General features: G+C 61.1%; 21 protein-coding genes. 11 read left to right on the top strand and 10 right to left on the bottom strand.

What is annotated here, in order from left to right:
• Nucleotides 1–23 precede the first annotated feature (23 nt).
• The 7 genes from urtC to A11A3_RS03050 all read left to right on the top strand — a co-directional run bounded on the left by urtC (nt 24) and on the right by A11A3_RS03050 (nt 6,612).
• Nucleotides 24–1,247: an urea ABC transporter permease subunit UrtC gene (gene urtC, locus A11A3_RS03080; RefSeq protein ID WP_008927802.1), complete on the top strand. Its 1,224-nt coding sequence runs from the start codon at nt 24–26 to the stop codon at nt 1,245–1,247.
• A complete protein-coding gene (urtD, locus tag A11A3_RS03075) occupies nt 1,247–1,987 on the top strand; it encodes an urea ABC transporter ATP-binding protein UrtD (RefSeq protein WP_008927801.1) in 741 nt (246 codons plus the stop codon). The genes urtC and urtD overlap by 1 nt, the downstream gene beginning before the upstream one ends.
• Before the next feature lie 28 nt (nt 1,988–2,015).
• The gene (gene urtE, locus A11A3_RS03070) at nt 2,016–2,702 is read left to right on the top strand and encodes an urea ABC transporter ATP-binding subunit UrtE (RefSeq protein WP_008927800.1); all 687 of its coding nucleotides are present in this window, start codon (nt 2,016–2,018) and stop codon (nt 2,700–2,702) included.
• 35 nt (nt 2,703–2,737) lie between these two features.
• A complete protein-coding gene (locus A11A3_RS03065; protein WP_008927799.1) occupies nt 2,738–3,784 on the top strand; it encodes an aliphatic amidase in 1,047 nt (348 codons plus the stop codon).
• Nucleotides 3,785–3,787: 3 nt separating this feature from the next.
• Nucleotides 3,788–4,825 carry an AAA family ATPase gene (locus A11A3_RS03060; protein ID WP_008927798.1) on the top strand — a complete coding sequence of 346 codons (1,038 nt, stop codon included), beginning with the start codon at nt 3,788–3,790 and terminating at the stop codon, nt 4,823–4,825.
• A 217-nt stretch (nt 4,826–5,042) separates the two neighbouring features.
• Nucleotides 5,043–6,272, top strand: a complete 1,230-nt coding sequence (fmdA, locus tag A11A3_RS03055) for a formamidase (protein WP_008927797.1) — start codon at nt 5,043–5,045, stop codon at nt 6,270–6,272.
• 10 nt (nt 6,273–6,282) lie between these two features.
• Nucleotides 6,283–6,612, top strand: a complete 330-nt coding sequence (locus tag A11A3_RS03050; protein WP_008927796.1) for a zinc ribbon domain-containing protein — start codon at nt 6,283–6,285, stop codon at nt 6,610–6,612.
• 93 nt (nt 6,613–6,705) lie between these two features.
• Here A11A3_RS03050 and A11A3_RS03045 read toward each other — a convergent pair whose 3' ends face one another.
• The gene (locus tag A11A3_RS03045; RefSeq protein ID WP_008927795.1) at nt 6,706–7,719 is read right to left on the bottom strand and encodes a lipase secretion chaperone; all 1,014 of its coding nucleotides are present in this window, start codon (nt 7,717–7,719) and stop codon (nt 6,706–6,708) included.
• 59 nt (nt 7,720–7,778) lie between these two features.
• Nucleotides 7,779–8,735 (bottom strand): esterase/lipase family protein, encoded by a 957-nt coding sequence (locus tag A11A3_RS03040; protein ID WP_008927794.1) that lies wholly within the window; start codon nt 8,733–8,735, stop codon nt 7,779–7,781.
• A gap of 178 nt (nt 8,736–8,913) precedes the next feature.
• Between A11A3_RS03040 and A11A3_RS03035 the strand changes: the two genes are divergently transcribed.
• The 4 genes from A11A3_RS03035 (at nt 8,914) to A11A3_RS03020 (ending at nt 12,211) form a co-directional block, all read left to right on the top strand.
• Nucleotides 8,914–9,699, top strand: coding sequence for a helix-turn-helix domain-containing protein (locus A11A3_RS03035; protein ID WP_008927793.1), 786 nt, complete (start codon nt 8,914–8,916; stop codon nt 9,697–9,699).
• A 65-nt stretch (nt 9,700–9,764) separates the two neighbouring features.
• A complete protein-coding gene (mpl, locus tag A11A3_RS03030) occupies nt 9,765–11,117 on the top strand; it encodes a UDP-N-acetylmuramate:L-alanyl-gamma-D-glutamyl-meso-diaminopimelate ligase (RefSeq protein ID WP_008927792.1) in 1,353 nt (450 codons plus the stop codon).
• A gap of 24 nt (nt 11,118–11,141) precedes the next feature.
• Nucleotides 11,142–11,600: a DUF2214 family protein gene (locus A11A3_RS03025; protein ID WP_008927791.1), complete on the top strand. Its 459-nt coding sequence runs from the start codon at nt 11,142–11,144 to the stop codon at nt 11,598–11,600.
• Entirely contained in the window at nt 11,597–12,211 is a 615-nt protein-coding gene (locus tag A11A3_RS03020; protein WP_008927790.1) for a flavin prenyltransferase UbiX, read from the top strand. The genes A11A3_RS03025 and A11A3_RS03020 overlap by 4 nt, the downstream gene beginning before the upstream one ends.
• 15 nt (nt 12,212–12,226) lie before the next feature.
• On the opposite strand, the gene A11A3_RS03015 is transcribed toward A11A3_RS03020, so the two are convergent.
• The 8 genes from A11A3_RS03015 to A11A3_RS02980 form a co-directional block, all read right to left on the bottom strand.
• Nucleotides 12,227–12,961 (bottom strand): energy transducer TonB, encoded by a 735-nt coding sequence (locus A11A3_RS03015; protein WP_008927789.1) that lies wholly within the window; start codon nt 12,959–12,961, stop codon nt 12,227–12,229.
• Complete coding sequence (locus A11A3_RS03010; protein ID WP_008927788.1) at nt 12,954–13,394, bottom strand: ExbD/TolR family protein; 441 nt, start codon at nt 13,392–13,394, stop codon at nt 12,954–12,956. The genes A11A3_RS03015 and A11A3_RS03010 overlap by 8 nt, the downstream gene beginning before the upstream one ends.
• Complete coding sequence (locus A11A3_RS03005; protein WP_008927787.1) at nt 13,391–13,771, bottom strand: ExbD/TolR family protein; 381 nt, start codon at nt 13,769–13,771, stop codon at nt 13,391–13,393. The genes A11A3_RS03010 and A11A3_RS03005 overlap by 4 nt, the downstream gene beginning before the upstream one ends.
• Nucleotides 13,761–14,435, bottom strand: coding sequence for a MotA/TolQ/ExbB proton channel family protein (locus A11A3_RS03000; protein WP_008927786.1), 675 nt, complete (start codon nt 14,433–14,435; stop codon nt 13,761–13,763). Before A11A3_RS03000 ends, A11A3_RS03005 begins: the two co-directional genes overlap by 11 nt.
• Before the next feature lie 228 nt (nt 14,436–14,663).
• Entirely contained in the window at nt 14,664–15,098 is a 435-nt protein-coding gene (locus A11A3_RS02995; protein ID WP_008927785.1) for a copper resistance protein NlpE, read from the bottom strand.
• 91 nt (nt 15,099–15,189) lie between these two features.
• A complete protein-coding gene (locus A11A3_RS02990) occupies nt 15,190–15,456 on the bottom strand; it encodes a hypothetical protein (protein ID WP_008927784.1) in 267 nt (88 codons plus the stop codon).
• Nucleotides 15,457–15,527: 71 nt separating this feature from the next.
• Nucleotides 15,528–16,223: a class I SAM-dependent methyltransferase gene (locus A11A3_RS02985; protein WP_008927783.1), complete on the bottom strand. Its 696-nt coding sequence runs from the start codon at nt 16,221–16,223 to the stop codon at nt 15,528–15,530.
• Nucleotides 16,220–16,891, bottom strand: a complete 672-nt coding sequence (locus A11A3_RS02980) for a glutathione S-transferase (RefSeq protein WP_008927782.1) — start codon at nt 16,889–16,891, stop codon at nt 16,220–16,222. Before A11A3_RS02980 ends, A11A3_RS02985 begins: the two co-directional genes overlap by 4 nt.
• Nucleotides 16,892–16,957: the final 66 nt, after the last annotated feature.

Below are 16,957 nucleotides of genomic sequence, written 5' to 3'. Positions count from 1 at the left end.
CTGATTGCCTCAAGGAGATCGTGATGGACAAGCCAGACACTCAAGCCCTTGCCGCAAGCCGCTGGATGGACAAGTTCGGCGGCCGGGGAAAACTGATCCAGATACTGATCATCGCCTTTCTGATCATGGTGGTGTTGCCACTGTGTGCGGATATCTTTCGCCTCAACCTGTATGGCAAATACCTGACCTACGCCTTCGTGGCGGCCGGGCTGGTACTGTGCTGGGGCTACGGCGGCATTCTCAGCCTGGGGCAGGGGATCTTCTTCGGCCTGGGCGGTTACTGCATGGCCATGTTTCTGAAGCTGGAGGCATCGTCACCGGAAAACACGGCGATCCAGAGCACCCCGGGGATTCCCGATTTCATGGACTGGAACCAGCTCACCGAGTTGCCCTGGTTCTGGCAACCGTTCCACAGCTTCACGTTGACGCTGATTCTGATTGTGGCAGTGCCGGCGCTGTTTGCCTTTCTGATCGGTTTCGCCATGTTCAAGCGGCGGGTGGGCGGTGTGTATTTCGCCATCATTACCCAGGCTATCGCCTCCATCATGACCATTCTGATCATCGGTCAGCAGGGCTATACCGGGGGCATTAACGGCATCACCGACCTGCGTACCCTGATGGGCTGGGATATACAGACCGACTTTGCCAAGTACGTGCTGTACTTCGCCTGCTGTGGCGCCTTGCTGCTGTGCCTGCTGGCGGGCCAGTTCATCATCAACAGCCGTTACGGGCAATTGCTGATTGCCATGCGGGATCAGGAAGACCGGGTGCGGTTTTCCGGCTATGACGTGGCCAACATCAAGATCTTCGTGTTCGTGGCGGCGTCGGTGATTTCTGCCATCGGCGGGGCTTTCTTCACCCTGCAGGTGGGATTCATGTCGCCATCCTTTGTCGGCACGGTGGCCTCCATCGAAATGGTGATCTTCTGTGCCGTGGGGGGGCGCCTGTCACTGATCGGCGCAGCCTACGGCGCCTTCCTGGTCAATCTGGCGAAAAGCTCCCTGTCGGAAACCTTCCCGCAGTTGTGGGTGGTGGCCATGGGGGCGCTGTTCATCGCCGTGGTGATGCTGTTCCCCCGTGGCCTGGCCGGGCTGGTGGACGATTACGCCGGGCCGGTACGCCGCTGGATGAAAGAGACTTTCAAGCGACCCCAGCCGGCCCCGGCGGTGGAAAAAAAGACGGCGCCGCCGGCCAGCAATACGTCGCCCGATAGCGCCCCGATTCTGTCTGCACAGGAGAGCCACTGATGACATCCCCGATTCTGCTGGCCGTGGAAGGCCTGACGGTGTCCTTTGATGGCTTCAAGGCCGTGGATGACCTGTCACTGTATGTGGAACGCAACGAGGTGCGGGTGGTAATTGGCCCCAACGGGGCCGGCAAGACCACCCTGCTGGATCTGATCTGCGGCAAGACCCGCGCTACCGATGGTTCCATCAAGTTCAAGGATACCGAGCTCACCCGCCTGGCCGAGGACAAGATCGTTCACGAGGGGGTCGGGCGTAAATTTCAGACCCCGTCCATCTACGAAAACCTCACCGTGTTTCAGAACCTGGAACTGTCCTATCCGAAGGGGCGCACGGTGTTTGGCAGTCTCTTTTTCCGGCGCACGCCAGCAATCACCGCGCGAGTCAAAGAGATTGCCGAAATGATCTACCTGGATGACGACCTGGAAAAGAGCGCCGGATTGCTCAGCCATGGTCAGAAACAATGGCTGGAAATCGGCATGTTGCTGATCCAGGACCCGGAACTGCTGATGCTGGATGAACCGGTGGCGGGCATGAGTGTGGTGGAGCGCGAGCGCACCGCCGAGCTGCTCAATCGCATCAGTACGAACCGCTCGGTGCTGGTGATCGAACACGACATGGATTTCGTCAAAGACATTGCCCACAAGGTCACCGTGCTGCACCAGGGCAAGGTGCTGGCGGAAGGCAAGATGGACGATATCCAGAAAAACGAACGGGTGATCGAGGTTTACCTGGGCCATTGACCAGACCATCGGAGCAGGAGAGAGAACCATGCTCAGTACCAATGATTTGCGTGTCAGCTATGGCATGAGTGAAGTGATCCACGGCATCTCCCTGACCGTGGGGGAAAACGAAACCCTGGCCATCATGGGCCGTAACGGTATGGGCAAGACCACTCTGTTCAAGTCATTGATCGGTATCTTGCCGGCCCAGGGGAGTATTGCCATGCAGGGCAATAACATTACCGGGGACAAGGCCTATCAACGTGTCAGGAAAGGCATTGCCTATGTGCCCCAGGGGCGCATGGTATTTCCTACCCTGACGGTGGAGGAAAACATTGCCACCGGCCTTGAGGCCACCGGCAAGAAAAAGATCCCCAACGACATCTATGAACTGTTCCCGGTGCTGCATGACATGCGCCATCGCAAGGCCGGAAACCTGTCCGGCGGTCAGCAGCAACAGATGGTCATCGGCCGCGCGTTGGCCGCCGACCCGAAAGTGTTGTTGCTGGATGAGCCCACCGAGGGCATTCAACCCTCCATCATCAAGCAGTTGGCCAAGACGCTTAACGAGATCAAGCAACTGCGCGGGCTCAGTATCGTGGTGTCCGAGCAGGTGCTGAGCTTTGCCATGGCTGTGGCCGACCGGGTAATGGTGATCGAGAAAGGCCAGATCGTGCACGAGGAAGATGGCAAGAGCGCCGACCAGAAAAAAATCGCCAGCTACCTGGCGGTGTAACCGGTTTTTGAAAAACAGCCTGCGAGGAGACAAGCATGCGACACGGAGATATTTCCAGCAGCGCCGATACCCTGGGCGTGGCCGTGGTCAACTACAAGATGCCGCGTCTGCACAGCAAGGCCGAGGTGCTGGATAACGCTCGCCACATTGCCGATATGATCAAGGGCATGAAGCAGGGATTGCCGGGCATGGATCTGGTGGTGTTCCCGGAATACAGCACCATGGGCATCATGTATGACCCGGACGAAATGATGGCGACCGCCGCCACGGTACCCGGCGATGAAACGGCGATCTTTGCGGCGGCCTGCCGCGAGGCCAACACCTGGGGAGTGTTTTCCCTCACCGGCGAGCGCCATGAGGCGCATCCGCACAAGGCGCCCTACAACACCCTGGTGCTGATTAACAGCGACGGTGAGGTGGTGCAGAAATACCGTAAATGCATTCCCTGGTGCCCGATAGAAGGCTGGTACCCCGGTGATACCACCTATGTCACCGAAGGGCCCAAGGGCCTGAAGATCAGCCTGATCATCTGTGATGACGGCAACTATCCGGAAATCTGGCGTGACTGTGCCATGAAGGGGGCGGAGCTGATCGTGCGCTGCCAGGGCTACATGTACCCGGCCAAGGAGCAGCAGATCATGATGGCCAAGAGCATGGCCTGGGCCAACAACTGCTACGTGGCCGTGGCCAACGCCACCGGCTTTGATGGCGTGTATTCCTATTTCGGCCACTCCGCCATCATCGGCTTTGATGGCCGTACCCTGGGGGAATGTGGCGAGGAAGACATGGGCGTGCAGTATGCCCAGTTGTCCGTCAGCCAGATCCGTGATGCCCGTGCCAACGACCAGTCACAGAATCATCTGTTCAAATTGCTGCACCGTGGCTATTCCGGCATTCATGCCTCCGGGGATGGCGACAAGGGGGTGGCGGATTGCCCCTTCGATTTCTATCGCACCTGGGTGATGGATGCCGAGAAGGCCCGTGAAGATGTGGAAGCCATGACGCGCTCCACAGTCGGCGTGGCCGATTGCCCGGTGGGGAACCTGCCGGTGCCCGACAGGGAAAAGGCTGCGGGCGACTGACCGGTGCCTTTCATCAACGAGCAGCTGGCGGCCAACCATGACAGTGCCGCCCGCCAGCGCTGGCAGGCAGATGGCGGGCGTCGCTGTCGCTTCACCTTCGACCCGGATACGGTCATGGCGCTGCTGCGCGAACGCATTGTCGGCCAGCCAACGGTGCTGGCGGCCATGGACGATATGCTGCGCGTGCTGAAAGCCGACATCGGCGCCAGCGACCGGCCCCTGGGTGTACAGTTGCTGGTCGGTCCCACCGGCGTCGGCAAGACCGAGATGGTCCGTTTGCTGGCCCAGGCACTGCATGGCAGCGCTGATGCCCTTTGCCGCATTGATATGAACACCCTGGCCCAGGAGCATTACGCCGCCTCGCTCACTGGTGCACCACCGGGTTATGTGGGCAGCAAGGAAGGCCAGACCCTGTTTGATGTGCCGGCCATTCAGGGCAGCTTCAGCAAGCCGGGCTTGGTGCTGTTCGATGAGCTGGAAAAGGCCAGCCCGGAGGTCATCCGCACCTTGCTCAATGTGCTGGAGCGTGGGCGACTGCGGCTCAGTGCGGGTAATCGCGAGATCGATTTTCGCAACGCCCTGATTTTCATGACCAGCAATGTGGGGGCGGCTCGCCTGGCGACTCTGCAGCAGCAACAGGCCCGACGGTGGTGGCAAAGCCCGGCGGCGCAGCAGCGCCAGCGCCAGGCGTTGATCGATCAGGCCCTGCAGCAGCGGTTTGATCCGGAGTTTCTCAACCGTATCGATGCCATCCAGGTGTTTGACCCCCTGGGGCTCGATCAGGTGGAGGCGTTGCTGGATCTTGCACTGGAACAACTCAATCAGCGCCTGCTGAAACGGGGCGCGCGCCTGACATTGGGTGAGGGGGCCCGGCGACATCTGGGGCGCCCGCTGGATCGCCGTTTCGGCGCCCGCGACATGGCCCGGCGAATCCGTAATGAACTCTCCCCGCCCCTGGCAAGGGTGATGATCGACTATCCCGCGGCGACCCTGTTCGAGGCCCGCCTGGAGCAGGGCTCGCTGGTCGTGCTTCCTGTCTAATCTTTCCGGGTTTTTCTCTTTTCCATGCGCGGGCTTCCCTTGCGTGCAACGGTCTGTGGAATTACCGGGTGAGGCCCGCCGGGCAATACGTCAAATGACGTATCGCGAGGGGGCCATTGGCGAATGGTGGCCATGCCGGGGATTGCCGATAGTGAAGCTGGAACGACGGGCCGGCGTGTTTGGCTGTCGCCCTGATGCTAACCGAGGAGAGTTCACCATGGCTGAAACCATCATCAAGATCGACCTGAACAAATCGCCCTACGAAAACGAGAATATTCACAATCGCTGGCACCCGGACATCCCCATGGCCAAGATGGTCAAGCCCGGTGACGATTTCATTCTCGAATGCCACGACTGGACCGGTGGTCAGATCAAGAACGATGACAGTGCCGAAGACGTGCGCGATGTGGATCTGACCCAGGTGCACTTCCTCACTGGCCCGGTCGGTGTGGAAGGGGCCGAACCCGGCGATCTTCTGGTTGTGGATATTCTCGATATCGGCACCTTCGAGGAAAGCCAGTGGGGCTTTAACGGCTTCTTTTCCAAGCAGAATGGCGGTGGTTTTCTGACCGAACATTTCCCCGAAGCGCAGAAATCCATCTGGGACTTCAACGGCATGTTCACCAAGTCACGGCATATTCCCGGTGTGGAATTCGCCGGCCTGATTCACCCGGGCCTGATTGGCTGTCTACCGTCCAAGGAGATGCTGAACGACTGGAATACCCGCGAGAAGGAACTCTACGATACCGAGCCGGATCGTGTTCCGGGGCTGGCCAACCTGCCCTATGCGGACACCGCCCACATGGGCAAGCTCACCGGTGACGCCAAGGCCGCCGCCGCCGCGGAAGGGGCCCGTACCGTGCCGCCCCGCGAGCACGGCGGTAACTGCGACATCAAGGACCTGTCCCGTGGCTCCCAGGTCTATTTCCCGGTCTATGTGAAAGACGCCGGCCTGTCCGTGGGGGACCTGCACTTCAGTCAGGGCGATGGCGAAATCACCTTCTGTGGTGCCATCGAAATGGCGGGCTGGATTCACCTGCGCGTCAATATCATCAAGGACGGTATGGCCAAGTACGGCATCAAGAACCCGATCTTCAAGCCCAGCCCCATGGCACCCAAGTATGATGATTACCTGATCTTTGAAGGTATCTCCGTGGACGAGCAAGGCAAACAGCATTACCTGGATGTGCATGTGGCCTATCGCCAGGCCTGCCTCAATGCCATCGAATACCTGAAGAAATTCGGCTACACCGGCGCCCAGGCCTATGCGTTGCTCGGTTGTGCCCCGGTGCAGGGGCATATCAGTGGCGTGGTAGATGTGCCCAATGCCTGCGCCACCCTCTGGCTGCCCACGGATATTTTCGAGTTTGATGTGAAACCGGGCGTCGATGGGCCGCAAAGCAGCGTGGCCGGCAGTGTGGATGTGCCCCTGGCCAAGGACAAGTAAGGAGACTGTCATGCCGCTGTATGATTACAAATGCACCGAGCACGGCCTGTTCCATGATCTGGTGCCCATGGAAGCGTCCGGTGACTGCGCGCCGTGTCCGCACTGCGGCGCATTGTCCGCCCGGGTGATCATGGTAGCGCCGGAGCTGCTGGAGATGGCCCCGGCGAAACGCCAGGCCATGGCACGCAATGAAAGGGCTGCCCACGAACCTCGCCATGGTAATCAGCATTCGGAAAAAGAGCAGGGCTGTTGTCACCACAAACGCAAGTCCAAGGTGTTCTTCACCGCCGACGGCAACAAGATGTTCCCGTCCGCACGGCCCTGGATGATCAGTCACTGACAACAATAAGGGAGCGTCATGGCTCCCACTCTTGCATTCCCTCCATTGCCCCGGAACGGAGCCTCGCCGTTCCGGGGAATTTTCCCTGCCGTTTTACTGCTCGATTCGATCCAGTGCGGCCACCCGTTTCTGTTCAGTGCTGGTGAAAAGACGCTGGCGTAGTTGTTCTATCTGTTGTTGCCGGTCCTGTGCGGCCAGGCCTGAGTGCAGCAGGATGTCACGTTGGCGAGCATAGTCCTGGTAGCGTTGTTGCCACTGGGCTCTTTTTTCCTCCAGTGCCTGCAACCGCAGGGCTGCCTGGTCACCAAAGGCCTGCTGGTGATAGGCGAACAGATCACTGTTATCGGCTCCCTGCTTTCGCAGGGCCTGTTCGTCATCATGAAGATGCTGTAACCGATACTGTCGCTGATACTGGCGAGCCAGCGGTTCCGGCAGGCTGGCGCGCAGTGCTTGCAGAGCTCGGGCCTTTTGCGCGTCACTTTGCTCCGAGCTGAGAATCTCATGGCGCTGCAGACTGAAACGGTCATAGCGGTTGTCGTCGGCGAACAGTGCCGCGGCGGTGTCCGATCCGAAAATATCGTCGCGTAGTTGCTGGCGCTGGCGCAACTTGTCCGCCACCTGATCCATGCCATCAGGGGCATAATCCCCTCTGCTGAACTGTTTGCCATATTCGCGATAGCGATGCAGTAGTACCAGCAGGTCTGATGCGGCTTTTTTTCCGGCCGTGGCGCTGGCCCACTGGCCAAGCAGCGCCTCGATATCCTGCTGTGAGCGCTCGCCGGTCAGTGACAGAAAATAATCCAGTACATCCTTGGTGCTGCTTTTCACGATCAGATGCCCCTGGGTGTCAACCGCCAGCCCTGCCGGCACCGTGGTGCCCGCCAGGGAAGTGTCGGCAAGCGCTTGCCTGAGTACGGTGTTGCCAGCCCGGTCGTGATGCTTGAGGGTTGTCTGTGCAACTGCCGTGGTCGTGGGCGGGGAAACCGGTGGCGCCTTGCTTCGCGCAGCAATCGCGCGGGGAGCAGGGGGTGAGGGGGCCAGCAGGAACCAGCACAGCACCGCGGCCATCAGCATGGAAAAAAACAGAAAAAAAGTACGCTTTTTCATCATATCCATCCGTTCCGCAGGGCCGAGGCCCTGCGGGTATTTCGGGTTTCAACAGCCGGTTAAAGACCGGCGTTCTTCAGGCGGTTGGCCTGGTTGCGGTAAAGGGTTTTCGGGTCCACCGCCCAGCCGAGCAGACCAAAAAGCTGGCGAATGGCATCGGCATGGTTGTGGTTGTAGTCGTGGCGGATGGGGGTGCCCAGATACATGCCACACAGCGGTAGTACCCCGTCATGTTTCATGCCCTTGGGGAACGCCATTTTGGTGACTGACACCAGCAGGGAATCAAACGGGTCCAGATAATTGGTCTGCACCCCGGTGCCACCCCAGGACCAGTACTGCACGCCGTTGACCGTGTGCTGGCCAGTGGTGCCACAGTCGCCGGCGGGCATGGCCTGGGGGTAACGCCGGTTGAAATCCGCCATGCCGGCGGTGGTGGAGTCGGCCAGTACCGCGGACGCGGACTGGTTTAGCGGGTTGGGGCCGCCGGAGGCCGCCTCCCAGAGGCCGGCGAAGGCAAAAGTGATGGCATCGGCCAGGCCTTCGGTAACACTGCCTGCGGGGACAACACCACGGATCACATCGGCCACCGGCGTGCCACGGTTTTCACCATGCACAGAGGTGATCGATGCCACCAGATCCGGACGTACCGCCGCCACATAACGGGCGGTGGGGGCGCCCTGGGAATGGGCAATCAGGTTGACCTTGCTGGCGCCGCTGACGGCCAGGTATTCCTCGATCTGTGTGATCAGCTCCTCGCCACGGTACTCATTGCCCTGCATGGCGCTGACATTGCTTTCGTAAACATCGGCGCCATAGTCACGCAGGTCATCGGCAATCCCGTAGAAGTAATCCACGCCGGCAATATCATCAAAGGCAATGATGCCGCCCACCAGCACGATGGGGTAGCGAGTGTCGGCGTAGTGCTTGTCCTTGCCGAACAATGACCAGGCCTGTGCCTGGGTGGTTGTGATTAGCAGAATAAGGGCTGCCAATAGCCCGCGTATTTGAATCGACATGGGTGCTCTCCTGTTTGTTTTTTTGAGCAGCCGGCGCCTGACTGCGGATGGTTTGTCGACAGTTGGACTATAGGCAGGATGAGTGGTACTAACTTGTAGGAACCCGTACCCGGTTTTGTCATAAACAGCAGAAACTGTGATAGGCGTCCCGGTTTTGCACCGCCGAGGAATAACAACAATGACATCGTCCGTGAAAACTGCCGGCACCCTTTATTTATGGCAACAGCGCACGTTGTATCTCGGATATATCAGTCGCCTTTCGTCCCTGTCACAGGGCGCGAACACGCTGCTTTTTGGCCTGGATGATGTCATTCCCTTGAAGGTGGGCGGCTTGCAACTGGAGGCCCGTTCCTACCTGGTTCCGGCGGGCGCCAGATATTCGGCGGATTCCCTGGGGAAGCGAATTGCCTGTTGTTTTCTCGACCCGCTGGGCAAGGATATGTTGTTTCATTCACCGGCCATGGCAGAACATGAAAGTGGCATTTCCTTTGGGTCCATGCATGAAGCAAGTCAGCTTCATACCTTGCAGACGTTGTATCGTGACCAGGCGGATGCCGGGCAGGCTTACCGGGCACTGGAGGGCCAGCTTTTTCCGGAGGAGTGCACACGGGTGGAAGGGTTTGAACCGGATGCCCGCATTGCCGAAGTGGTGGCCCTGATTCGCTCCGATCCGTCGGAAAACTTGTCCAACGAAGCGTTGGCGCAGCGTGTCGGGCTGTCCGGGGATCGCCTGCAGAGGTTGTTCAAGCAGACCACTGGTATTCCCATTCGCCGTTACCGGCTCTGGCATCGATTGTTTGTTACCTCGTCCATGATGGCCATGGGGGCGACCTTGACAGACGCTGCCCTGGCGGCAGGGTTTTCCGACTCATCGCACCTGGCCCATGTCTTCAAGAGCATGCTCGGAATGAGTCCTTCCACGGTGCTACGTCGCTCCCGTCATGTCCGTATTCTGGTGGGCTGAAGACTTCACCTGCGGGCGGCTTGCCGTTATGGTGCATGAATTCACACAGTTGGCAGTTACTATCCATGCATATCCATATCCTCGGCATTTGCGGCACCTTCATGGGCTCGCTGGCGCAACTGGCCCAGGCCCAGGGGCACCGGGTCACCGGCTGCGACCAGAACGTTTATCCGCCCATGAGTGATCAGCTGGCCGCTGCCGGCATTGAACTGACCCAGGGTTATGACCCGGCCCAGCTGGATCCGGCCCCGGATCTGGTGGTGATCGGCAATGCGCTCAGCCGTGGCAATCCGGCGGTGGAATATGTTCTGGACCAGGGGCTGCCGTACACCTCCGGGGCTCAGATGCTGGCGGAGGTGGTACTGCCCGGGCGCTGGGTGCTGGCCGTGGCCGGCACCCACGGCAAGACCACCACCAGTTCCATGCTGGCCTGGATACTGGAACACGCGGGGCTCAACCCCGGTTACCTGATCGGTGGCGTGCCCGCCAATTTTGGTGTGTCCGCCCGTTTGGGGCAGACACCGTTTTTCGTGGTGGAGGCGGATGAATACGACACGGCGTTTTTCGACAAGCGCAGCAAGTTCGTGCATTACCGCCCGCGCACGGCGATTCTCAATAATCTGGAATTCGATCACGCGGATATCTTCGCCGATCTGGCCGCCATCCAGACCCAGTTCCACCACCTGATTCGTACGGTGCCGTCCACCGGCCGGCTGATCCTGCCGCAGGGAGAAACCGCCCTGGAGGAGACGCTGGAAAAGGGTTGCTGGAGTGAGGTGGAACGCTTTGGTGAGGGCTCGCCGCTGGGTTACCGGCTGGACAAGGATGATGGCTCGCAATTTACCGTGCTGGAGGCCGGTCAGCCGGTGGCCCGGGTGAGCTGGGGCCAGACCGGCCGCCACAGTGTCAACAACGGCATGGCCGCGCTGCTGGCGGCGCGCCATGTGGGCGTGACACTGGCCGATGGTGCCGCGGCGCTGAGCGCGTTTGCTGGCGTCAAACGGCGCATGGAGCTGCGCGGCGAGGTGGCCGGCATTCGCGTCTATGATGACTTTGCCCATCACCCCACGGCCATTGCCACCACCCTGGACGGCCTGCGCCGCAAGGTGGGGGACGGGCGTATCCTGGCCATTATCGAACCGCGCTCCAATACCATGCGCATGGGCAGTCACAAGGCGGCGCTGGCGGCCAGCACGGTGTCTGCCGATCAGGTAATCTGGTATCAGCCGCCGGGGCTGGACTGGTCCCTGGAGCCGGTGGTGCACGATGCACCGGTGCCGGCGTCGGTCAGTCATGATATTGATGACATTATTGCCCGTGTGGTCGCGCACCGGGGCGAGCCACTGCATGTGGTGGTGATGAGTAATGGCGGCTTTGCCGGTATTCACCAGAAATTGCTGGATGCCCTGCAACAGTAACGCCTGCGCAAAAGGGAGATCGACATGATGGCATCGGTGATCTGGGCCTCGATTCACTACATCAGCATCCTGTTCCTGTTCGCCTGTCTGTTTGGCGAGTTGCTGCTCTGGCGTACCGGTATTTCCCAGAACAATGTGCGTACCTTGCTGCGCCTGGATATGGGCTATGGACTGTCGGCTCTGGCGGTCCTGATCAGCGGGGTGGTGCGTGCCGGCTGGACGGAAAAGGGCTGGGATTTCTATCTGGCCAATCCCTGGTTCCATGGCAAGGTGACGCTGTTCATTCTGGTGGGCCTGCTCAGCCTCTACCCCACGCGGGTTTTTCTGGGCTGGCGCAAGGACGTGGCTGCCGGTCGCATGCCGGAGATTGATGACGGGCTGCAGTCGCGCCTGCGCGGCGTGTTGGTGGCCGAGCTGCACCTGTTGCTGTTGATCCCGATCCTGGCCGCCATGATGGCTCGCGGTGTGGGGATGACATCATGACCGTTGCATCGCCCTCCCGCGTGACACTGGCGTTCACCGGGGCCTCCGGGGCGCCCTATGGCCTGCGTCTGTTGCAGTGCCTGTTGCAGGCGAATTGCGAGGTATTCGTGATTCTTTCCAAGGCCGCCCGCATTGTGATCGGCACCGAAACCGAACTGAGTTTGCCGGCGGGCACCGGGGCAGCGGAAAAGGCCCTGCGTGACTGGGTTGCCACCGATCGGGGCCGCCTGGTGGTGTGTGGTCTGGAACAGTGGACCGCACCGGTGGCGTCCGGTAGCGGTGCGCCGGCGGCCATGGTGGTGTGTCCCTGTTCCACCGGTACGCTGTCGGCGATTGCCTGCGGCGCCAGTGACAACCTGATCGAACGCGCCGCGGACGTGGCCATCAAGGAAGGCCGCAAGCTGATACTGGTACCCCGGGAGACGCCCTTCTCGGCCATCCATCTGGAGAACATGCTCAAGCTGTCGCGGCTGGGTGTCACCATCATGCCGGCGGCGCCGGGCTTCTATCATGGCCCGCAAAGCGTGGACGATCTGGTGGATTTCATGGTGGCCCGGCTTCTCGATCACCTGGGCGTGGCACAGACGCTGGTCAAGCGCTGGGGCGAGTAGCGCCCCGGCGATGGATCAGGAGTTGCTCAGGTTGTAATCCAGCGGTGCGGTAACCGGCACCGGAATGGTATCCAGTTCCACCGGCGGGCGATCAAAGTGCAGGCGCTGCACCAGCTGGGTGGCGGCCCGGTCGAGAATGCGACTGCCGGAACTCTTGTGCACCGCCACGTTTTCTGCCCGCCCATTGGCATTGATCACGAAGCTGATTTCCACGATACCCTGCTGGCGACGCATGCGCGCCCGGCTGGGGTACTGCTTGTGCCGGTCGATCAGGTTGCGCACCTTGGCCATGTAGCGGTCATGCAGGTTGTCGTGGTTGCCCTTGGCGTGGGCGCCCTTGCCGGGATCGCCGGCAATCCCCCTGGCGCCCTGGGGCTGACTCTGGGTGGCGGCCTCTTCACTGTTGTCCGGGGTTTTTTCTTCCGGTTCTTTCTGGGCGACCTGGGGTGCCGGCCTGGGCTCGGGTTTGGGCGTTTCCCGGGGCACGGGCTTGGGTTTGGGCTTGGCCTTGACCACCGGCTCCGGCCTGGGTTTGGGCTTGGGTTTGGGGGCGTGATGGGGCTCGGGTTTGGGCTGCGGGGCGGCCTTTGGCGCCGGCGCTTGCGCGGCCAGGTTCAGGGTCATTTCCTGCACGCCAGGCTTGCTTGGCCGGCCGCCGGCCAGGGTCATGCTGCCGAGGGTAATCAGCAGGGCGCCATGGGCCAGAATGGCCAGGGTCCAGGCGATAATGCGTGTCAGACGGTCATTCATGGTTCGCATCTTCCCGGGTTACCAGTCGAACCTGTTGCACGCCCAGCGCCCGCAGGGTCTGCAGATGGGCGCGCAGTTGCTGCATGGAGACCTGCGCATCGGCCAACAACCGAATGGGCTCCGGTTCCTGCTGGGCCGGTGCCGGGCGATTTTCCGCACGAGCCGCCAGCAGGCTGGCCAGTTCGGTGTCGGTGAGTGGCTGCTTGCCATCACCGGCAAACCACTGACCATCTGCTTTGAGCATCAGTAACAGCCTGTCCGGTTGTTCCTTGCCATTGGCCACGGCACTGACTGGCGTCGCCACCTCCACGCTGGGTTTTTTGGCCAGCTGCCCGGCCAGCATGAAGAAGATCAGCAGCAGGAACACCACATTGATCAGCGGCAGTACCGGCTCCAGCGGCGGGCGGCGGTTGGCGATACTACCCAGATTCATGGCAGTAACTCCAGTTGGACCTTGTCCACACCGGTGGCCTTGATGGCATCCACCGCACTCAGGGACTGTTGCAGTGTGGCCTGTGGCACCACGCTGACCCAGACCTTGTCATGGCGGGTATCAAGCAGACCGCTCACTTGCTCTGGCGTCACGGTGCGGCCATCGGCGCTGAGCCGGCCGTCACGTTCCACCTGCAATAGCACCCAGCTGTCATCCGGTTTGCCGTTGCTGTCCGCCGGCTGCACGTTAACCGGCAGGTCGTGGAACTGGCCGAAACGGGTGGCCAGCATGAAAAACACCAGCAGGATGAAGACCACATCGATCAGCGGCGTCAGGCCGATGCCCGGCGCCCGCTGGCGGGGGTTCTCAAGATGCATGGGCCACATCTGCCGTCTTGGGGGACGCTGCCACCCTCACCGGTGCGCCACGGTGGTGACGGCGCAGAATCTTCAGCTGGGAGAGCCGATCCTGCATTTTTTCCCGGCATTGTTCGATGGTGCGGTCCGCCCAGTGGAAGGCGGCCAGGGCAGGAATCGCCACCACCAGGCCGGCGGCGGTGGTCAGCAGGGCTTCCCAGATCCCCCCGGAGAGAATGGCCGGGTCCACCTGGGAGCCGGCCTGCTCCAGCGCCTGAAAGGCACTGATCATGCCGAACACGGTGCCCAGCAGCCCCAGCAGCGGCGCCACCGCGCTGATCACTTCCAGGATGCGCAGACCGCCATGCAGGGGCTCCAGTGCCTGGCGCGCGCGGCGCAGGCAGTCTTCTTCCCAGCTGTCATCGTCCAGCTCCTGTTGCTGCCAGGCTTGCCAGATGACCCGGTCCACCGGCGCGCTCAGTCGGCCGGGTTGGCTGGGTGACTGGCCCCGCTCCAGGGCGTCAAGCAGGGCATCGGCGCGGCGGCTGCTGAGCGGCCGCTGGCGGGCAAATTGCAGCAGTTTGGAGATCAGGGTTGCCAGTGCCACCACCGACAGAACGGTCAGCGCCCACATGGTCGGGCCGCCGGATACCAGCCACTCAGGCAGTTGCAGGGAAACGGGCATGGTCGGTACTCCTGTTGGATAGGGGTGGATGCAGCACGGCCCCGGTGAAAGACCGTCAGGCCAGCGATGGCGGGGCCAGGTCGGTAAAATGGCGCTGCTCCAGAGGGGCCAAGAATAGGTAAAAACAACTGTTAATGCAAGTCATTCCTATTCGCGTCTTTGCGGGTTTCCCGTCATCCAGGCACAAAAAAAGGCGCCCGCAGGCGCCTTTCTGTTACCGCAAGGGAGTTACTTTTTCAGCAGGCGGTAGTTCATGTTCGACTGGATGCGATCGCCGTTCTTGTCCAGCATTTCGATGGCATTGACCGCGTCCTTGACGTACTGGCGGGTAGCGCCCGGATCGTCCGGGTTGATGGTGAAGATCTGATACTGGGTGTTGGACTCCACCTTGTCGCGGGCTGCCCATTGGCCGCGCTCAATAGCGCTGAGGGCCACCTTGGAGCCGCTCATGTACTCCTCACGCAGTTCGAAACGGGTGGGGTGATCGTACTGGTCCCGATAGAGCGTCAGGGTGGTACGAATCCCGGAGCAGTCCGCGCAGGGCAGCATGCCGCTGTACACCACTTTCTGGGCCGTGGGCTCCGGCGGCGCCTGGGGCGCGCTTTGACAACCGGCCAGCACGGTGCCGGCGAGCAGGGTGGTAACAGCAATCAGTTTTTTCATCGGGAATTCACTCCTTAGTACCGCGTTCCTGATAACGCTTTCCCTATTATGAACGCATAAGGTGTGAAATGGTTCGCGGCTTTAACAAGGTTTAGCAATAGGGGAAGTGCAGGCCCTGTTTCATGCTGTTGATGGCCAGGCTGGCGGTGCGCGAGTCCACACCGTGGTATTCCCGGTAGGCGCGAATGGCCAGGTCGTAGGCGCCGCGATCAAGCAATTGGCGTATGTCCGCTTCGCTGACCTGCCCGCGGGCCGGGTAGAGGCCGCGCTGGCGCAAGCGGGCGAGAGCCAGCCACTGAAACGCCTGGAGTACCAGGGCACAAAGAAGAAAAGTAACCGCAAAGTACAGAAGGATCATGGTGTTCCCGCTCTGCCATTTTTTCGTACCAAGCCTAGGCAGACGTTCGTACCACCACCAGCAAGTCTTTGTTATGACTTGTGGTATTCGTGTAGCAGGTGATCGGGCCTGCACTGCAAGAGTGCGGAAAGCGGTACGCCGTGGTGCGGGTCCAGGGGTTCGTGCAGTGTCACCCGGTAGCCGCTGTCGTCCAGCAGTTTCAACCAGCTGCCCAGGGTGCGGAAATACCAGGGGGGCGGATCGCGGAAGTCGCCGTCACAGCCTTGCCAGCTGCCCGGGCGCCAGCCATCACGATAGTCGCCCTGGCAGCTGGTGACCGGATGCAGGGTCTGGATCAGCAGGGTGCCACCATCATTCAACTGCCGGTGTAGCCCTTGCAGCAGGCGGCTGACAGAGGCATCGCCAAAAAGCGAGAAATTGCAGATAGCCAGATCAAAGCGCCCGGGCAGGGCGCCTTCGGCCAGTGCCTGGTAGTCCAGACATTGATAGTGGCCCAAGGGGTGCTGTTCCCGGGCGCGTTGCACCAGTGCCTCGATGGCATCCACGCCGGTGACCTGCAGGCCTTCCGCCGCCAGGGTTCGGCACAGCCAGCCTTCTCCGCAGCCCACATCGAGCACACTGCGCGGCTGGCACTGCAGGGCGGCCTGGACAATGGCCGGGTCGGTATGCCGGCGGCTGGCAATCCCGTGGCGGCGGACCAGATCGCTCCAGGGTGCGGCATTGTGCTGCCAGCTAGCGAGGATGGCGCCTTCGCGGGATTGGCTCACCCACCGAGCACCTGCAGTTCGCCGCCCTTGTCCACGGCCCGCTGGTAGGCCGGGCGCTGCTGTACCTGATCCAGGAAGCGGCGGATGTGCGGCAGGGCGGACAGGTCGGCCCGGGCAGCAGCGGCCTGTAGCGGGAAGCTCATCTGGATATCGGCGCCGCTGGGTTGCTCGCCGGCAAACCAGGTGTGTTCGCCCAGATGATCGTTGATCACGGCCAGGTGGGTGGTGATCTGCGGGTCGAGCAGGGTGGCGGTGACCTTGCCACTGATGGCGCGGGCCACCGGGCGGGCAAAAAACGGCATGGGCGATTTGGGAATGTGGCCGAAAATCAGCTTCATCACCAGCAGTGGCATCAATGAGCCTTCGGCGTAATGCAGCCAGTAGCGGTAGTTGAGCCATTGCGGATCTGCCGCGCCCGGCTGCCATTGGCCGTTGCCGTAGGTCTGGATCAGGTACTCGGTAATGGTGCCGGATTCGGCGATTACGGTGTCGCCGTCGGTGATCACCGGGGATTTGCCCAGCGGGTGAATCTTGCGCAGCGACGGCGGTGCCAGCATGGTCTTGCGGTCGCGGGCGTAATGCTGGATGTCATAGTCCAGCGCCAGCTCTTCGAGTAGCCAGAGAATGCGCTGGGAGCGGGAGTTTTCCAGGTGGTGCACAGTAATCATGGTATCCCCGGTTAGTGTGATGAAAGGCCGAGCATACCATTGTGGGGGGTACCCGCCACGTGAACC

The organism is Alcanivorax hongdengensis A-11-3 (assembly GCF_000300995.1).
In the GTDB taxonomy this organism is placed as follows: Bacteria; Pseudomonadota; Gammaproteobacteria; order Pseudomonadales; family Alcanivoracaceae; genus Alcanivorax; species Alcanivorax hongdengensis.
Note: the sequence above shows the minus strand (reverse complement) of the source record. Positions and strands in the feature narration are given on the sequence as shown.